This window comes from Brevibacillus sp. YAE8 (genome assembly GCF_057543335.1).
Map to the genome: position 1 here is coordinate 24,206 of NZ_BAAIYG010000016.1, position 14,294 is coordinate 38,499.

Annotated in this window: 16 protein-coding genes; 2 read left to right on the forward strand and 14 right to left on the reverse strand. The window is 53.8% G+C overall.

Annotated elements, in window-relative coordinates:
• Positions 1–16: 16 nt before the first annotated feature.
• From AC27IT_RS17700 to AC27IT_RS17735, 8 genes are all read right to left on the reverse strand, one after another.
• Complete coding sequence (locus AC27IT_RS17700) at positions 17–367, reverse strand: type II toxin-antitoxin system PemK/MazF family toxin (RefSeq protein WP_005830205.1); 351 nt, start codon at positions 365–367, stop codon at positions 17–19.
• 3 nt (positions 368–370) lie between these two features.
• Positions 371–670 carry a CopG family ribbon-helix-helix protein gene (locus AC27IT_RS17705; RefSeq protein ID WP_025845698.1) on the reverse strand — a complete coding sequence of 100 codons (300 nt, stop codon included), beginning with the start codon at positions 668–670 and terminating at the stop codon, positions 371–373.
• Positions 671–848: 178 nt separating this feature from the next.
• Complete coding sequence (gene alr, locus AC27IT_RS17710) at positions 849–2,051, reverse strand: alanine racemase (protein WP_431809470.1); 1,203 nt, start codon at positions 2,049–2,051, stop codon at positions 849–851.
• 2 nt (positions 2,052–2,053) lie between these two features.
• Complete coding sequence (locus AC27IT_RS17715; RefSeq protein ID WP_005830198.1) at positions 2,054–2,494, reverse strand: hypothetical protein; 441 nt, start codon at positions 2,492–2,494, stop codon at positions 2,054–2,056.
• Positions 2,495–2,826: 332 nt separating this feature from the next.
• Positions 2,827–3,948, reverse strand: coding sequence for a coiled-coil domain-containing protein (locus tag AC27IT_RS17720; protein ID WP_283858603.1), 1,122 nt, complete (start codon positions 3,946–3,948; stop codon positions 2,827–2,829).
• A 206-nt stretch (positions 3,949–4,154) separates the two neighbouring features.
• The gene (locus AC27IT_RS17725; RefSeq protein WP_005830195.1) at positions 4,155–5,192 is read right to left on the reverse strand and encodes an outer membrane lipoprotein-sorting protein; all 1,038 of its coding nucleotides are present in this window, start codon (positions 5,190–5,192) and stop codon (positions 4,155–4,157) included.
• A 243-nt stretch (positions 5,193–5,435) separates the two neighbouring features.
• The gene (gene acpS / locus AC27IT_RS17730) at positions 5,436–5,822 is read right to left on the reverse strand and encodes a holo-ACP synthase (RefSeq protein WP_007776935.1); all 387 of its coding nucleotides are present in this window, start codon (positions 5,820–5,822) and stop codon (positions 5,436–5,438) included.
• Between the two features lie 125 nt (positions 5,823–5,947).
• A complete protein-coding gene (locus AC27IT_RS17735; RefSeq protein WP_005830192.1) occupies positions 5,948–6,115 on the reverse strand; it encodes a gamma-type small acid-soluble spore protein in 168 nt (55 codons plus the stop codon).
• A gap of 217 nt (positions 6,116–6,332) precedes the next feature.
• Between AC27IT_RS17735 and AC27IT_RS17740 the strand changes: the two genes are divergently transcribed.
• On the forward strand, positions 6,333–6,584 hold the full coding sequence (locus AC27IT_RS17740; protein WP_007776929.1) for a glutaredoxin family protein: 252 nt from the start codon (positions 6,333–6,335) through the stop codon (positions 6,582–6,584).
• A gap of 21 nt (positions 6,585–6,605) precedes the next feature.
• Here AC27IT_RS17740 and AC27IT_RS17745 read toward each other — a convergent pair whose 3' ends face one another.
• The 6 genes from AC27IT_RS17745 to pstB all read right to left on the reverse strand — a co-directional run bounded on the left by AC27IT_RS17745 (position 6,606) and on the right by pstB (position 11,895).
• Positions 6,606–6,941 (reverse strand): ArsR/SmtB family transcription factor, encoded by a 336-nt coding sequence (locus AC27IT_RS17745; RefSeq protein WP_005836907.1) that lies wholly within the window; start codon positions 6,939–6,941, stop codon positions 6,606–6,608.
• A 95-nt stretch (positions 6,942–7,036) separates the two neighbouring features.
• A complete protein-coding gene (locus AC27IT_RS17750; RefSeq protein ID WP_025845703.1) occupies positions 7,037–8,611 on the reverse strand; it encodes a GMC family oxidoreductase in 1,575 nt (524 codons plus the stop codon).
• A 49-nt stretch (positions 8,612–8,660) separates the two neighbouring features.
• A complete protein-coding gene (locus tag AC27IT_RS17755) occupies positions 8,661–9,260 on the reverse strand; it encodes a gluconate 2-dehydrogenase subunit 3 family protein (protein ID WP_005834678.1) in 600 nt (199 codons plus the stop codon).
• Positions 9,261–9,266: 6 nt separating this feature from the next.
• Positions 9,267–9,659: a hypothetical protein gene (locus tag AC27IT_RS17760; RefSeq protein ID WP_005834680.1), complete on the reverse strand. Its 393-nt coding sequence runs from the start codon at positions 9,657–9,659 to the stop codon at positions 9,267–9,269.
• Positions 9,660–9,767: 108 nt separating this feature from the next.
• Positions 9,768–11,066 carry an arsenic transporter gene (locus tag AC27IT_RS17765; RefSeq protein ID WP_025845707.1) on the reverse strand — a complete coding sequence of 433 codons (1,299 nt, stop codon included), beginning with the start codon at positions 11,064–11,066 and terminating at the stop codon, positions 9,768–9,770.
• A gap of 76 nt (positions 11,067–11,142) precedes the next feature.
• Positions 11,143–11,895, reverse strand: coding sequence for a phosphate ABC transporter ATP-binding protein PstB (gene pstB, locus AC27IT_RS17770; RefSeq protein WP_005834683.1), 753 nt, complete (start codon positions 11,893–11,895; stop codon positions 11,143–11,145).
• Between the two features lie 210 nt (positions 11,896–12,105).
• Between pstB and AC27IT_RS17775 the strand changes: the two genes are divergently transcribed.
• Positions 12,106–14,133, forward strand: coding sequence for a methyl-accepting chemotaxis protein (locus AC27IT_RS17775; protein ID WP_487092010.1), 2,028 nt, complete (start codon positions 12,106–12,108; stop codon positions 14,131–14,133).
• Positions 14,134–14,294 lie beyond the last annotated feature (161 nt).

Sequence of the window (14,294 nt, forward strand, 5' to 3'; positions counted from 1 at the left end):
AGTGCCTGATTCATTTTTAGAAATCAATGAGTCCCAAGCTGATTTGCAAAGACTCATTGACCCGATCCATCATCTCGTCGTCAAGATGGGTAATCTTATCAGTCAGCCTCTGTTTGTCAATGGTTCGTATTTGTTCCAACAAAATGACGGAGTCACGATCAAATCCATATGTTTTTGCGTCAATTTCCACATGCGTAGGCAGTTTTGCCTTCTGAATTTGGGCCGTAATGGCGGCGACGATGACCGTCGGACTAAATCGATTTCCAATGTCGTTCTGAATGACTAAAACAGGCCGCACGCCTCCTTGCTCAGAGCCAACGACCGGTGACAGGTCCGCGAAAAATACATCGCCACGTTTGACAATCACTGGTCACACCCCGCTAACTAAGCGGACAAGAGTATGGTCAGCCTCTTCTTCAGCGCCAAAAGCCTCCGATGCCATTTTCAGATTAATCTTCGCCATCTCCATATACCCTTTTTGCATTGTCTCGCGGATCGTACGTTTTTTACGCTCCTTCAAATACAAATGCATCGCCTGGCGAATGAACTCGCTGCGATTGGATTTCTCCTTTTGAATGACGCCATCCACTTCTTGTAGCAAGTGTTGCGGCAAACTGATCATGATGCGTTTCGTGTTTGACTTCGACAAGACAAATCCACCTCCAACCATGACCGTAACTTCCATCTACCATGCCAGTTCTTGAAAGAACAGCCAGCATGAACAATACCATTATGTCGAAACCATTGCAAAAATATACCTATCCGTACGCTTTTCAGGCAAAAAAGCCCACATTTGCGCTTAACTAATATTCGCGCTCCAATACAAAATTCCTGCTGGTTTTTGTTTGCTAGTTATTTACACTTTTTCCTGGCACGTGTTTCATCGCCAATGGATGGAACACTTCGGCCACTTCCTTGTTGCGAACATAGACGCGCGGAATCCGGTAATTCAACATGCAGGGAACTTCGTAGTTGATCGTTCCGAGCAAAGCGGCAACCTCATCCAGCGAGATTTCCTCGTCTCCCTGCTTACCGTACAGAACGATCTCCTCATCGACCTGCCCTGCGCCCGGCTCCAGCCTGACCATGATCTGGTCCATGCAGACTCGCCCGACAATTGGATAGCGGGAACCATTGTACAACACTTCTCCCCGATTGGACAAGAGGCGGGAGTACCCGTCTGCGTATCCGATCGGCAGCGTCGCGATCCGCTCGCCAAGCTTTGCTGTGTACGTAGCGCCATAGCTGACCGTAAACGGCTCTACAGCGGTCTTTACATGCGCAATTCTGGTTTTCAGGGAAAGAGCAGGGACAAGAGGGACGTCCGCTCGCTCTTTCATGTACGGAGAAGGATACAATCCGTATAAACCTATGCCTAAACGGATCGTATCATACCCCCAATCGGGAAAAGCGATCGCTGCCGCCGTATTGCAGCAGTGAACTTTCGGCAACTTTTTCCCTTGCTCGCGCAGCGCCTGCAAAAAGGATTGAAACGTCTCGTGTTGTCGTCGCACATGGGTCGTATCCGGTTCATCCGCGCAGGCAAAGTGCGTGAAAATGCCTGTCCATTCCAGCTTGGCGCTGTTTTCAAGCGCCGCTACCACTTCGAGCAAATCATCTGTCGTCCGAACGCCCAGGCGTCCCATGCCTGTGTCGGTTTTGACGTGCACACCGACAGGGCGAAGCTCAGCCTGTTCCAGCCGCTGATTCGCTGAAACGATCCATTCCGGGCTGTACGCCGTCAGTTCTACATTCAGCCTGCTGGCTTGCTCGACCGAATCAGCCGGGGTGTACCCGAGCACCAGTATCGGCGCGTCTATGCCCGCTGTCCGCAGGATGATCGCTTCATCGAGCATCGCTACTGCCAAAGAGTCGGCACCGCTTGCCAGCGCCTCTCTGGCGACATGCACAGCGCCATGACCGTAGCCGTCTGCCTTGACGACAGCCATAATGCCCGTGCTTTTCGGCAAGTGGCCGCGGAACGTCTCGACATTGGCCCGGATGGCGTCCAAATCAACCTCAACCCAAGTGTCACGACAAAACGGTTTCATTTCTATCTCCTCTTGTTCCCTTTATGATAGTAAAACAAGCGCTCATTCAAATGGCTGAGAAACTGCCTGGAAACCATCAGCGATTCTTTTTTGCCTCCCAAACGGTAGAAATGGCGGCCTTCGTAAACTTGCTCCACTTCTGACAGCGGGTAGCTGGTTTCTTTGCCAGAGATGCTGACAATCAGGTGAGTCTTCGTCAGCTTGTACACAGGACGCATGGTCGCCTTGTACAGGAACGGTGCCAGGCCGACGACCGCAATGGCAATCGCAAAGGCAAGCACTTTGAAGGTCGTGTCATTGCTCGGAAAAAACTGGGCGAGAATCATCATGCCCAAAACGAAGGCGACAGTCTCTGCGATGCGCATACTCCAGCTTTTTCGCAACAGCATGTCCACGTAGGTCGACTCTTCCTGGTACAAAACATCGGTAGACGGTTTTTTCATCTTACAGCATGCCACCTCATTACGGTATAAGTTACCTTGAATGTATCGTGTTTTCCTGCTGCGTGTCAATTCGGGGTTTGTCCTTTTTCCTCCTGCACACGCGAGCTTACAGGGGCAAATCGGCCGACTGCGCGCGATCCCGGAACGTTATTTTGCGTGGCGAAAGATATCTCGCCGGACGCGGCGGGAGAAAGGCGAGCTTCAAACGCTTGTCGCTGCCCGAAAAGCATGCAGTCCGGCCTGCCATATGCGGAGGAAGGGAGACGGAGACAGCGACAGAGACGCAAAAAGCCAGGCGAGATGTGCTCCCGCCTGACTTGTTTGCAGCGCTGTTATTGCTCGCTCGCTGTGCCTTGCTCTTCTTTTTTCAGGTCATGTTTGCGGATGGCGATTTTCTCAAAGCTGCCTTCCACCATTTTTTGCACCATGGAAGCCAGCTCCTCGCTGCGCTTGTCCGCTTGCTCCTGCGTCAGCTTGCCTGCTTCGACCGCTTCCTTCAATTTGGCTTCCTGTTCTTTTACCAGCAGGGCTACCACATCATCCACGGATACGCCTTGCGCTTCCGCTACGGCTGCCAATGTCTTGCCTGCTTTCAGCTCTTCTTGCAGTTTGGCGGCGTCGAGTTTCAGCAAGGACAGCAGTTCTTCGTTTTTGTCGAAGCCAAATCCGAAGCCTTTGCCTGGTCCTTTGCCCGGATGCGTGTTTTGCACCATTTCTTTTACGCGCTCTGCTGCGTTTTCGTTCAGTTTATCGGCTTGTTCCTGTGTCAGCTTGCCTGCTTCCACTGCTTCTTTCAGCTTGGCTTCCTGCTCTTTTACCAGCAGGGCTACCACATCATCCACAGATACGCCTTGCGCTTCCGCTACGGCTGCCAATGTCTTGCCTGCTTTCAGCTCTTCTTGCAGTTTGGCGGCGTCGAGTTTCAGCAAGGACAACAGTTCTTCGTTTTTGTCTAAGCCGAAGCCAAATCCGAAGCCTTTGCCTGGTCCTTTGCCCGGATGCGTGTTTTGCACCATTTCTTTTACGCGCTCTGCCGCGTTTTCGTTCATCTTATCGGCTTGTTCCTGTGTCAGCTTGCCTGCTTCGACCGCTTCTTTCAGCTTGGCTTCCTGCTGTTTGACCAACAGCGCTACGACGTCATCCACAGACACGCCTTGCGCTTCCGCTATGGCTGCCAGCGTCTTGCCTGCTTTCAGCTCTTCCTCCAGCTTGGCTGCATCCAGCTTCAGCAAGGACAACAGCTCAGTGTTTTCTTTGAAGGAGATTCCTTTCGCGAATCCGCCCGGGTGACCCAGCTTGTTGAATGCGAACTTCACCTCTGCCGGTTTGTTCAATTGCTGTGCTTGCGCCTCTGTTTGCGCTGTATCTGCTGCCAGGGCGCTGCCCAAGCTCCCGATACTCAGAACCGCTGCCATCGTGCCCAAAAGCATACCCAGTTTTGCTTTGCTAAACATATTTGCTCAACCCTTTCATCTGCTGTAGTTATGTACCGCATCTCCCTGGTACAAGTCCAAGTGTACAGGGGCTTTATTAGATTCCTGTTTGAGAAAAATGGAAAACTTGCGGGAAAGTCAAGGAGTATTTGTAAGAGCCAAAAGCTTCCCCTATGCACAAAAAAGAGGACGGTCACGACCCGTCCCCTCTCCCGTATTTTCTTTACTTATTTCCCGCCGAGACCATATGTCGACTGGGCGACATTCACCATCTCTTCTTCAGGCAAATCGCCGGCGATCGTAAATTCTACTCCGTCCAGCTCCCACGTCAGAAGTCGCGTGTTTTCACCCGTTTGCGCCAGCACCCCAACCGTAAAGCCGAGGTTGACCGGCATGCCCTGTTCATACGAGACGGATGCTTCTGTCGGACGGGCTTCGATCAGCTTGTAGTTGTAAGCTCCCTTGTAATTGAGGATGACCGTTCTCACGCCGTCGCGCGTGACAGGCTCGATATCGCCCTGTTTGACTCCTTCCGGCACATACGTTGGAACGATGACGCCAAACTGGCTGTTCGGCTGCTGGGCAACCTGTCCATTCGCCCCTGCCATGGTAGGAATCGCCGTCAACGAGCTGGTCGTCATGTTGCGATCTTTGTCAAAGGCATCCTTGTCAAATGTCGGATTGAACGAAAATTCGGTAAAGTCGATTTTCACCAGCGGCTTCATGCTCGAATCCATAATCTCTGCATGGGTAGGCTTGAAGTCTTCGGTCAGCCAAATTTTTTGCTTGGTCAGAGAGCGATTGCCGGTGTAATTGGCTTTCACCTCAAACACGTACTGCTTTTCCTCCATCTTCATCTGACGCTCCGTGTCGTCGATGATACTCTTCGCCAGCGTCTCGTACAAATACAGGGGGCCGTTGTTTTCCGGCCATCCGCTCTGGAAGCGGAAGCTCTTGTTCAGATGTGGAGTCAGTACAAATACTCCCTCGTTGTTGCGCAAAATGATCTGCGTGATTCCGCGCTGTTTGGAAGTAAGAGCTACCCGATAGTTGGTGGGCTTTTCATACCAAACCTGAACGTCGTACTCCATTGGAGTAGAGCCCGTCTGCATGGTCAAAACTGCCTGAGACTTGTACCCGCTCATTTTTCCCAGCGTCCCGTTCAGGTCACTCACCACATCTTCCGGTGTTTTCTGACCGAAGCAACCGCCGAGCAGCAACGTAAAGACCAACAATAACACCAGTGGTAAAGCTGCCCTCTTCATTCAATGAACTCCTCCTTGTCAACTTTTTCGACAAAGAAGGGCACCCCTGTCTATTTCCTGGGAAATCTGTCAGTCTTTCGCCTCTGGCCGCGCTCATCGTGTCAAAATGCTGTACTGGGTACAAAAGGACGCGATATCGCTTGATCGGCTGAAGACTTACCCTTCCTGTGTAAGAGCAGGTAGTCCCTCCTGATCTACGCGATATAAATGTATGTCCATCCTCGTCCCAATATGCAGACAAGTTTACAGCTCTTCCACAACTACCTGTGCCATGGCGTGTGTCTGACTGTGGGAAATGCTTACGTGTACGCGAACGCGCTGCGGGTCCAAACCGAGCCTGGTCAAAACGTCGCCGTCTACTCGCATCATCGGCTTGCCCGTCTCGCTCGGGGTAATTTCCATATCCAAAAAGCCGAGCGCATGGCCGATGCCTGTCCCGAGCGCTTTCGCTCCGGCTTCCTTCGCCGCAAACCTGCCCGCCACCATTTCCGCTTGTCTCGATTCCGCTTTGCCAGCCAGCAGCTTCTTTTCTGCTTCGGTCAAAAACCGTCCGATCGCCTTTTCCTGTCGCTTCATCAAGGCGGCGATCCGCTCAATCTCCACGATATCCACGCCAATGCCGATAATCATGGGACTCTCGCCCTCCCAGCTTGTAGATTCTGCTGTCACAGTACCATCCTCCTCGGCCTTTTTGCAAGCGCGGATGAAAAAACGAAAAAACCCCCGCATATAGCGAGGGTTGTTGTCCATAGCTACTACTCAGTAGCTTGACCTGCTTGTTGGCCGGATTTTTGAGCGGATTGTTGGTTTTGACGACGAACTTCCGCTACGTTTGTTTCGCTCGCGAATTCAGTCGCAGTGTTTTGCGCCTGAGCTGCTTGGTTTGCTTTGTTCAAACCGTTTTGCTTGTTTTGTTTAGGCATCGTTCCATTCACCTCCTCGACGTCACTGAATATAATTTGTACCGCCCCCCTCGCTGGTATCCATCCTCATTTTTCCAGATCGGGGCATCACAGAACGGCGCGGACGGCTGCGTCCTTTTCGGGCAGGACGGGGCATCCTATAACTGTTTTGCTGCGCAGGAAATCCGTCAGCAACCGCGAATTATGTTGTTCGACTACACTTGAGAGGAGCACCTGTATGGCTCAAACCGTTATTGTCTATACCCAAACTACGTGCGGCCCTTGCCAGGAAGAAAAAATGTGGCTGGCATCCCAAAACGTCGCTTTTGAAGACAGAGATATCCGTAAAAACGATGCGTATTTCCAGGAAGCAATCAACCTTGGCGCCAGCATGACCCCTGTTACGTTTATCGAAAAGGAAAACGGGGAGCAATTCGTCATTCACGGCTTCGACAAGGAAGAACTAAAAAAAGCGTTGGATCTTAACTGATCCAACGCTTCCTACGACCGATCAGCCGAAGGAAGGTTCACTCTCGGCTGATTTTTGTTTGACAATCGGTGACATATCCGGCAAGTGTGACAAGATTTGCTTGACTGCAGGAGAGCATTCTGTATTAACGGAGTAAAATACCCATGGTCCCTTGCGACGCTCTTTGACCAAACCATGTGTCTTTAGCTTAGCTAAGTGCTGGGAAACAGAGGGTTGGGAAGTTTGCAGAATCTCCACGAGATCACGGACACACAATGATTGCACTTGCAGAAGAGCCATGATCGTCAAGCGCGTCTTGTCACCAAGCAGCTTATAAACCTCGGACAAAAACAAAACCTGCATCAAATCCGTTTCCATACGAACCCACCTTTGCCTTGCATATCTGTTTCCCAGTATACTATATGGCTTATAAGATGGGGAAGATATGAACGTAAAAGTTCCTTGAACACTTCTTAAACATCGCGTTGCCGCATCGCTTCGACCAGCTTGTCTGCGGTGCGCGCAGCCAGCGCCATTACTGTATTTGTCGGGTTGCTGCCACCCGATGTCACGAACGTGGAAGCGCCCGCTATGAAAAGATTGGGAATGTCGTGCGACTGCCCAAATTCATTCACAACCGATTGCGCAGGGTCGTTCCCCATCCGGCAGCCACCCATCAAATGCGCGGTATCGGAGACGACGTGCTCCGGCTTACCGCCCATGGCTTCCATTATCCGGTTCATTTGGCCGATCGCATGCTGATAGAGTTTGCGATCGTTTTCCTGATAGCTGAAAGTGACCTTGGGCACCGGCATTCCGTACTCGTCTTTTTCCCCGCTGAGCGTGACGGCATTGTCAGGGTGAGGCAAAACTTCGCCGACAAGCGTGATTCGCGCATACATGTTGTAGTCGAGCATCGTTTCCCGCAGTTGTTTTCCCCATAAAAAGGTCTGGTCTTCCCGCTCCGTCGCAATTGCCCCCGCCATGGAAACAGGTCTTGCCCCGTGTGCGCTCAAGGTGTACCCTCTGGCAAAGCCGCGTTCCCGGTCTGTCTCGTAAAAATGCTGGGTCAGGGCAAGCACTGGCGTCCCTTTGTACAGGCGCACTTCTTCCGGGAGGCGGCCGTAGACGTCATGGCTGGAATGCGGCATGATCGCCTTGCCTACCCAGCCGCTGGAGTTGGCCAGCCCGTCGGGAAAGCGCGAGGTCGCGGAATTGAACAGCAGCCTGGGCGTCTCCACGACAAAGCCGGCGAGGATGACGACCCGCGCCATTTGCCGATGCATCAGCCCGTTGTGCGAGAACAACACGCCGCTGACCCGGTCGCCCGCCATGAGAATTTCCGTGACCATACAGTCTGACAGCACCTCGGCCCCTTCCGCAATGGCCTTCGGAATATGGTGGATCAGGCCGCTGTATTTGGCGTTGGGCATGCATCCCTGGTTGCAAAAGCCGCGGTTGATACAGGGCGGACGTCCGTCGAACGGAGCCGACAAAATCGCCAGCGGAGCGACCACACTCTCGATCCCGAGCTTGTCGCAGCCTTCCCGGAACAACTGCGCATTCGCGCTGATCGGCTCGCGGACCGGGTAAGGGTAGGGTCCCTGAAAAGCGCCCCAAGGAAAATGGCTCGGGCCAGAAACGGCAATTTCCCGCTCGATCTTGTCGTAGTACGGGGCCAAATCGCGGTACGTGATCGGCCAGTCTTCCCCTACGCCATCTATCGTTTTCGTCATAAAATCGCTCTCGTGAAACCGCAAAAACACCCCGGTAAAATGCACCGTTCCTCCGCCGACTCCCCGGCCGGAGTTGTTGTGCCCGAGGCGCAGAGGATCGTTTCCCGCTACCAGCCTCGTCTCCTGCCAGGCCAGACGCTGCATCTCCAGTTCGTCGCTGGCAAAGTCGCGCTGCGGGTCCCAAAAAGGCCCTGCCTCCAGCACGACGACGCGCAAGCCCGCTTTTGCCAGCTCATATGCCAGCACGCCTCCTGCGGCTCCCGCTCCGACGATGCATACATCCGCTCCGTCGGCGTATTTCCTGTTTTCCATCTGCCGTGTACCGCGTTCCTGGCTATCGCCTGCGCGCTGCTCCTGCTCTTTATTCGCCATTTGCCCTCGCCTCCCATGGGTCCGTCAATCCTTTTTCCACACGCACATAACCGCGGGGATAAGCAGGCCCGCCGTAGCCGATATCTGACCAGACGAGCGGATGCGAGTAATACGCCTGCACTGTGTCATGCAGCAGCTTTTTGAAAAAATCGACGGGAGCGACCTGGCTCCATGCCTCTGTATCCTTGACGTTGCCTGTGGAGATTTGCCTCAGCACCTCCTGCTGTTCTGCGGCAGAAAGCGCGCCAAATTCCGTCCCGTACCCGGCGTGGCTCTCCGCCTCCACCCCTGCCAGTCCCAGACGGTACAGCTCTTTTTTCGGCGGAACCCCGACCTTGCGCTGCGCCTCCCCGATCGCGCTCGCCAGCGAATCGTCCAGGTGCGCGACAACAAAGGTCAGCACCTCCAGCCGATAGTCGTCGACGAGGACGCTTACGATTGCCTGCAACAGCAAAGCTTCCGCCTGCTGCAAGTACCGATGGGCAACCTGCGGCATTTTTCTGGCTCCGACGACTTGTCTCGTGTGAACGTCCCAGTTTTGATGCTGCTCCCACACGTCATAGGAAGGATAACGTCTATGCTTGGCCATCTATCTTCACCCCCAGAAAAGGGCAAGAAGCCCCAAAGCCGCGATGGCAGTAATGAGCAGAGGCAAAATGACGGGCGGGCCGACGAGGAAGTTTTGCGATTGCGAAAAGCCTCCTACCCGCTGTCTGACTCCGGCAGCATGCAAGTAAGCCCCGTACACGCCGCCGCCCATCCCGACGAACATCATCAAGGCAAACACTACACGCAGCCATCCCGCATTTACGAACGATAAAACAATCGCCGTCACCGCAAAAATAGGCAGCTCAATGACAGGCACCCACATCGCCCAATGGCGGAAGTTTTGCCTGGAATGAAAAAGGGTGACCTGCACGGCAATCAAGACAAACGCCAGTCCCGTAAACAAAATGAGCACACGCTCTATCGGCCAGCTCTGCCACATGGAAACATCCTCCTTTTTACGCACGTTGCGCCTATTTTTCCCCTGACCGCCTCTCTTATTCCAGCAAACAGAAAAAGCCTGCTGAGCTGTTGCATCAGCAAGCTTTTGTCATTGCTCGTTTCCCAAAACAAGCGTCAGGTACAGCCCGAGCAAAGCGATCAGCAAGGTCGGTACCGTCAGCACGATCCCCGTACGAAAGTATTGCCCCCAGGTGATTTTGACCGCTTTGCGCCCCAGCACGTGCAGCCAGAGCAGCGTGGCGAGCGAGCCAATCGGCGTAATTTTCGGCCCCAAATCGCTTCCGATGATGTTGGCGTAGATCATCGCTTCGCGAAAGACGCCTTCCGCCTGCGTGCTGCCAATCGCCAATGCATTGAACATCACGGTAGGCAGGTTGTTCATCGCCGAAGACAAGACAGCGGCAATCAGCCCCGTCCCGAGCGTCGTCGCAAGCAAACCGTACTCCATCAGCGTATCGAGCGCCGCTTTTACCAGATCGGTCAGCCTCGCATTGTGCAAGCCCCAGACCACGACATACATCCCGATAGAAAAAATGACGACGACCCACGGCGCCTCCTGCATGATTCGGCCCATGGCAATCGCCTTGCTTTTTCGGGCGGCAAGACAGAAGACGAGGGCGGCGGAAGCAATGATAAACGACACCGGGACATGGATGGACTCGCTAATGAAAAAGCCGAGCAAAAGCACAGCGAGGATCGGCCACGCCAGGCGGAACAGTCTTGCATCACGAATGGCTTCACCGGGTTGCTTCAGTTGGGACAAATCCACGTAATGCGGGATGCTTTTGCGATAATAAAGGAATAAAACCAACAAACTCCCTGCTACGGAAAACAAGGTAGGCAAAACCATCCGCACCGCGTACTCGGCAAAGCCGATGTCAAAATAGTCGGCGGATACGATGTTGACGAGGTTGCTGACGACAAACGGCAACGAGCTGGTGTCCGCGATAAAGCCGCTGGCCATGACAAACGCCACAACCGCACCCCCGTCCAGCTTGAGTGCCCGAACCTGCGCGAGCACAATCGGAGTCAGAATCAGCGCCGTGCCGTCATTGGTGAACAGGGCCGACACCAATGTCCCGAGCAAAATGACGTAGGCGAACATCAGCCGGCCATTTCCTTTTGCCAAACGGGCCATGTGCAAGGCCGCCCATTCAAAAAAGCCGATCTCGTCCAGCAGTAGCGAAATGATGATGATGCCGACCAGCGCAAACGTGGCGTTCCAAACGATCGAGGTCACTTCGGCCACATCGTCAAGAGACACCACGCCCGTCAACAGCGCCAGCACCGCTCCCCCGACGGCGGGATAGCCGATCGACAAGCCTCTTGGCTGCCAGATGACCAGCGTCAACGTGACGATAAAAATGAACAAGGAAATCCAGACCACCTGCTATGTCTCCCCTCCATGCAAAAAAGAGCGAACCCGCAAGCGGGCCGCTCCTCTACCTTACTACAAACGGTTGTTATCCGAAACGGCCAGTAATGTAGTCTTCTGTCCGTTTGTCCCGGGGATTTTGGAAAATCGTTGGCGTCTGGTCAAACTCGACAAGCTCTCCGTTGAGGAAAAACGCCGTTTTGTCGGAGATGCGCGCCGCCTGCTGCATGTTGTGCGTAACGATGACAATCGTGTACGTGTCTTTCAGCTCCTCCAGCAACTCCTCGATTTTGGCTGTGGAGATCGGGTCGAGAGCGGATGTCGGTTCATCCATCAAAATCACCTGCGGCTGAACAGCGAGCGCCCGGGCGATACAGAGCCGTTGCTGCTGCCCGCCGGACAGCCCGGTTGCGGGCTTTTTCAACACGTCTTTCACCTCGTCCCACAGCGCTGCGGCCTTGAGGCTTGTCTCCACGATCTCGTCGAGCTTGTGGCGATCCATCAGGCCATGCAGACGCGGTCCGTACGTGACATTGTCGTAGATGCTTTTCGGGAACGGATTCGGGTGTTGGAACACCATCCCGATATTTTTGCGCAAGCGCTCGACTTCCACGCTGGAACTGTAAATGTCTTCATCGAACACTTTTACCACGCCGGTGATTTTCGTATTCGGCACCGAGTCGTTCATCCGGTTCAGCGTTCGCAAAAACGTGGACTTCCCGCAACCGGACGGCCCGATCAGCGCGGTAATGGAATTCGGCTCAACATCAAGATTTATATTGTAGAGGGCTTGTTTGTTACCGTAGAAGAGATTTAACTCTCTCACCGAAATAACACTCATGCGTCCTTCGCTCCTTCGCGGTTGTAGCATCTGTCTTCCCAACCACTATAGCGTGCGAATGTTATGCTTTGATGTGAAGTATATTAAGTTTCCTTAAAGTTTTAAAGCCAGGTAAAGTTATGGTAAATGTTTCTGACAAACCATATACGCTCCCCATAGTACCCCCTACAATAAAGCTGAACGTTTTGTCGAATAAGGGGAGAGCATGTAATGCCGAGAAAAATACGAACATTGGGCAACACGTCGTTTCAGTACCGTTCGATTTTCACCAGATTATTTTTCGGGATTCTGACCATGGTTGTCAGCATGATGGCGATCGCCGCTTTTTTTATCAGTTATCAATCCGAGAGCACGCTCAACGAAAAGACAAAGCAGCAGCTCCACGATGCATCGAGTGCCGCCTTGCAGGAAGTGAACAGCCGCGTCCAGTCCATCATCACCGCCTTGGCTTCCTATGCTTCCACGTACAAAAACAGCAAGGTCACGAACAGTCAAAGCTTCGGCATTTTTACCGACATGGTGAACAACAATCCAACCATTTCCGAAATACAAGTCGTGACAGCAGACGGGCGCTATTTGACCTTCCCCGGCTCGCCGCTGGACAGCTCCTACGATCCGCGAACAGCCGACTGGTACAAAGGCGCCTGGGACAAGCCAAACGCATTCGTCTCGGACGTCTTTCAGTTTTCCGCCACGGAATTTCCGAAGATCGCTGTCTCCATGGCTTTGCGCAACGAGGAGGAAGAGCCTGTCGGCGTCGTCGTGGCCTTCGTCTCCGTGCCGAAGCTCAGTGAATCAATCGGACAGATCAAGCTGGGGCAAACCGGATACGCCATGATTGTCGACCAGCAAGGGAAGCTGCTCGCTCACCCGGATAAAGCCTACGCCCTGCAGCGCCCGCTCCTGACCGAGCTGCCTGTCGTCGCCAATGTCATTGCGGGCAATTCCGGCTTTGAATCGTTTCATATAAACGGCATGGACGCCTTTGCCGCCTACAAATTCGACCCGGCGCTCAAATGGGGCATGATCGTCGTGCAGTCCGTATCCGAGGTCAAACAGGAGGTGCGCCGCCTGCAGTTGACGATACTCGCGGTCTCCCTCGTCGGATTAGGCTCGTTGGCATTGCTGCTCTACTTGTACGTCCGCAAGATTATCAAGCCCGTCAAAGAGGTGCAGCAAAAAATGACGGCGTTCAGCGAAGGCGACCTGTTTCAGACGATGCACGTCCAGACCAACGACGAAATCCGCCAGCTCGCCGACAGCTTCAATCGGATGAGCGGGCAAATCCGCACCATCATCGGCAAAATCCAGCACGTGATCGCCGACGTCAAACAGGTGGCCGAGCATGTGGGCAAAGGCTCGCGACACTCTCACGCCATGCAGACAGAGGTCGTCTCCGTCACCGAGCGGCTGGCGCAAGAAATGGACAACCAGCAGGTGCAAATCGACGACATCCACGCCACGATGGCCGGAATTACAGCAGAAATGACACGCATTACACAGTCGATGGAAACAGCGGTCAGGCAAAACGAAAAGTCGCGGGAGCAGAGCGCCAAAGCGGCTACCTCGATTGATTTGCTGAAGGACAACATGCAAAAAATATCGACAGACATGAAAGCCTCCCTCCAGGCGATGGGCTCGATGCGCGAGAGCATGGACGACATCCGCGAGATTCTCGGCTGGATCTCCTCGATCTCCCAACGAACGAAGCTGCTGTCTTTCAACGCCCGCATCGAAGCATCACGAGCCGGCCAGGCGGGACTCGGCTTCGGGATCGTCGCGGACGAAATTCGCCTCCTGTCTGAACAGACAGAAGAAGCGACGACCCGCATTCAACAAGTCATCGCTTCAGGGGAAAACCGGATGGAACGGGTGGCCGCATGTCTGGAAACGACCGATCACGCCACGGTCAACGGCATTTCGACGCTGCATCAGGCAACGGATATTTTCCAGCAAACCTTCGCCATCAGCGAAGCGCTCACCGCGCAGTTTGAAACGATCAGACATCTGGCCGAATCCATCGCAAGCCAAAGCCAGATCATCTCCCGCCGCGTGGACAGCCTGGCGGATTCCGCCCAGGAAGTCGTCTCGGGCACACAGCAAGCGGTCGCGGCCAACCAGGAAAGCCTCTCCCTCTCGGAGCAGTTCCTGCACGATTCCGAGCGGCTGGCGGGCATCGTGGAAGATTTGGAGCAGGAAATCCACTTCTTCCGGGCAGTAGAAAAGCCTTCTGCATAGAAGGCTTTTTTCTTGTACGATTGCACATCTGTAGAGAAACAGGTAGGAGAAAACGTCGGCCCCGGCAAGCTGCACGGCGCTATAGCACACCCATTCCAGACTGCGTTGCACCATGCAAAAAGCCCTCCGTTGCGCGTCAGGCGCAAGGAAGGCATTTTTTT

Excerpts from the sequence above, each read along its gene's own strand:
- alr (WP_431809470.1), bottom strand. The coding sequence starts at position 2,051 with ATGAAACCGTTTTGTCGTGACACTTGGGTTGAGGTTGATTTGGACGCC.
- AC27IT_RS17735 (WP_005830192.1), bottom strand. The coding sequence starts at position 6,115 with ATGCCTAAACAAAACAAGCAAAACGGTTTGAACAAAGCAAACCAAGCA.
- AC27IT_RS17760 (WP_005834680.1), bottom strand. The coding sequence starts at position 9,659 with ATGTGGCAGAGCTGGCCGATAGAGCGTGTGCTCATTTTGTTTACGGGA.
- AC27IT_RS17750 (WP_025845703.1), bottom strand. The coding sequence starts at position 8,611 with ATGGAAAACAGGAAATACGCCGACGGAGCGGATGTATGCATCGTCGGA.
- AC27IT_RS17720 (WP_283858603.1), bottom strand. The coding sequence starts at position 3,948 with ATGTTTAGCAAAGCAAAACTGGGTATGCTTTTGGGCACGATGGCAGCG.
- AC27IT_RS17715 (WP_005830198.1), bottom strand. The coding sequence starts at position 2,494 with ATGAAAAAACCGTCTACCGATGTTTTGTACCAGGAAGAGTCGACCTAC.
- AC27IT_RS17745 (WP_005836907.1), bottom strand. The coding sequence starts at position 6,941 with ATGGAAACGGATTTGATGCAGGTTTTGTTTTTGTCCGAGGTTTATAAG.
- AC27IT_RS17705 (WP_025845698.1), bottom strand. The coding sequence starts at position 670 with ATGGTTGGAGGTGGATTTGTCTTGTCGAAGTCAAACACGAAACGCATC.
- acpS (WP_007776935.1), bottom strand. The coding sequence starts at position 5,822 with ATGATTATCGGCATTGGCGTGGATATCGTGGAGATTGAGCGGATCGCC.
- AC27IT_RS17775 (WP_487092010.1), top strand. The coding sequence starts at position 12,106 with ATGCCGAGAAAAATACGAACATTGGGCAACACGTCGTTTCAGTACCGT.
- AC27IT_RS17755 (WP_005834678.1), bottom strand. The coding sequence starts at position 9,260 with ATGGCCAAGCATAGACGTTATCCTTCCTATGACGTGTGGGAGCAGCAT.
- AC27IT_RS17740 (WP_007776929.1), top strand. The coding sequence starts at position 6,333 with ATGGCTCAAACCGTTATTGTCTATACCCAAACTACGTGCGGCCCTTGC.
- AC27IT_RS17725 (WP_005830195.1), bottom strand. The coding sequence starts at position 5,192 with ATGAAGAGGGCAGCTTTACCACTGGTGTTATTGTTGGTCTTTACGTTG.
- pstB (WP_005834683.1), bottom strand. The coding sequence starts at position 11,895 with ATGAGTGTTATTTCGGTGAGAGAGTTAAATCTCTTCTACGGTAACAAA.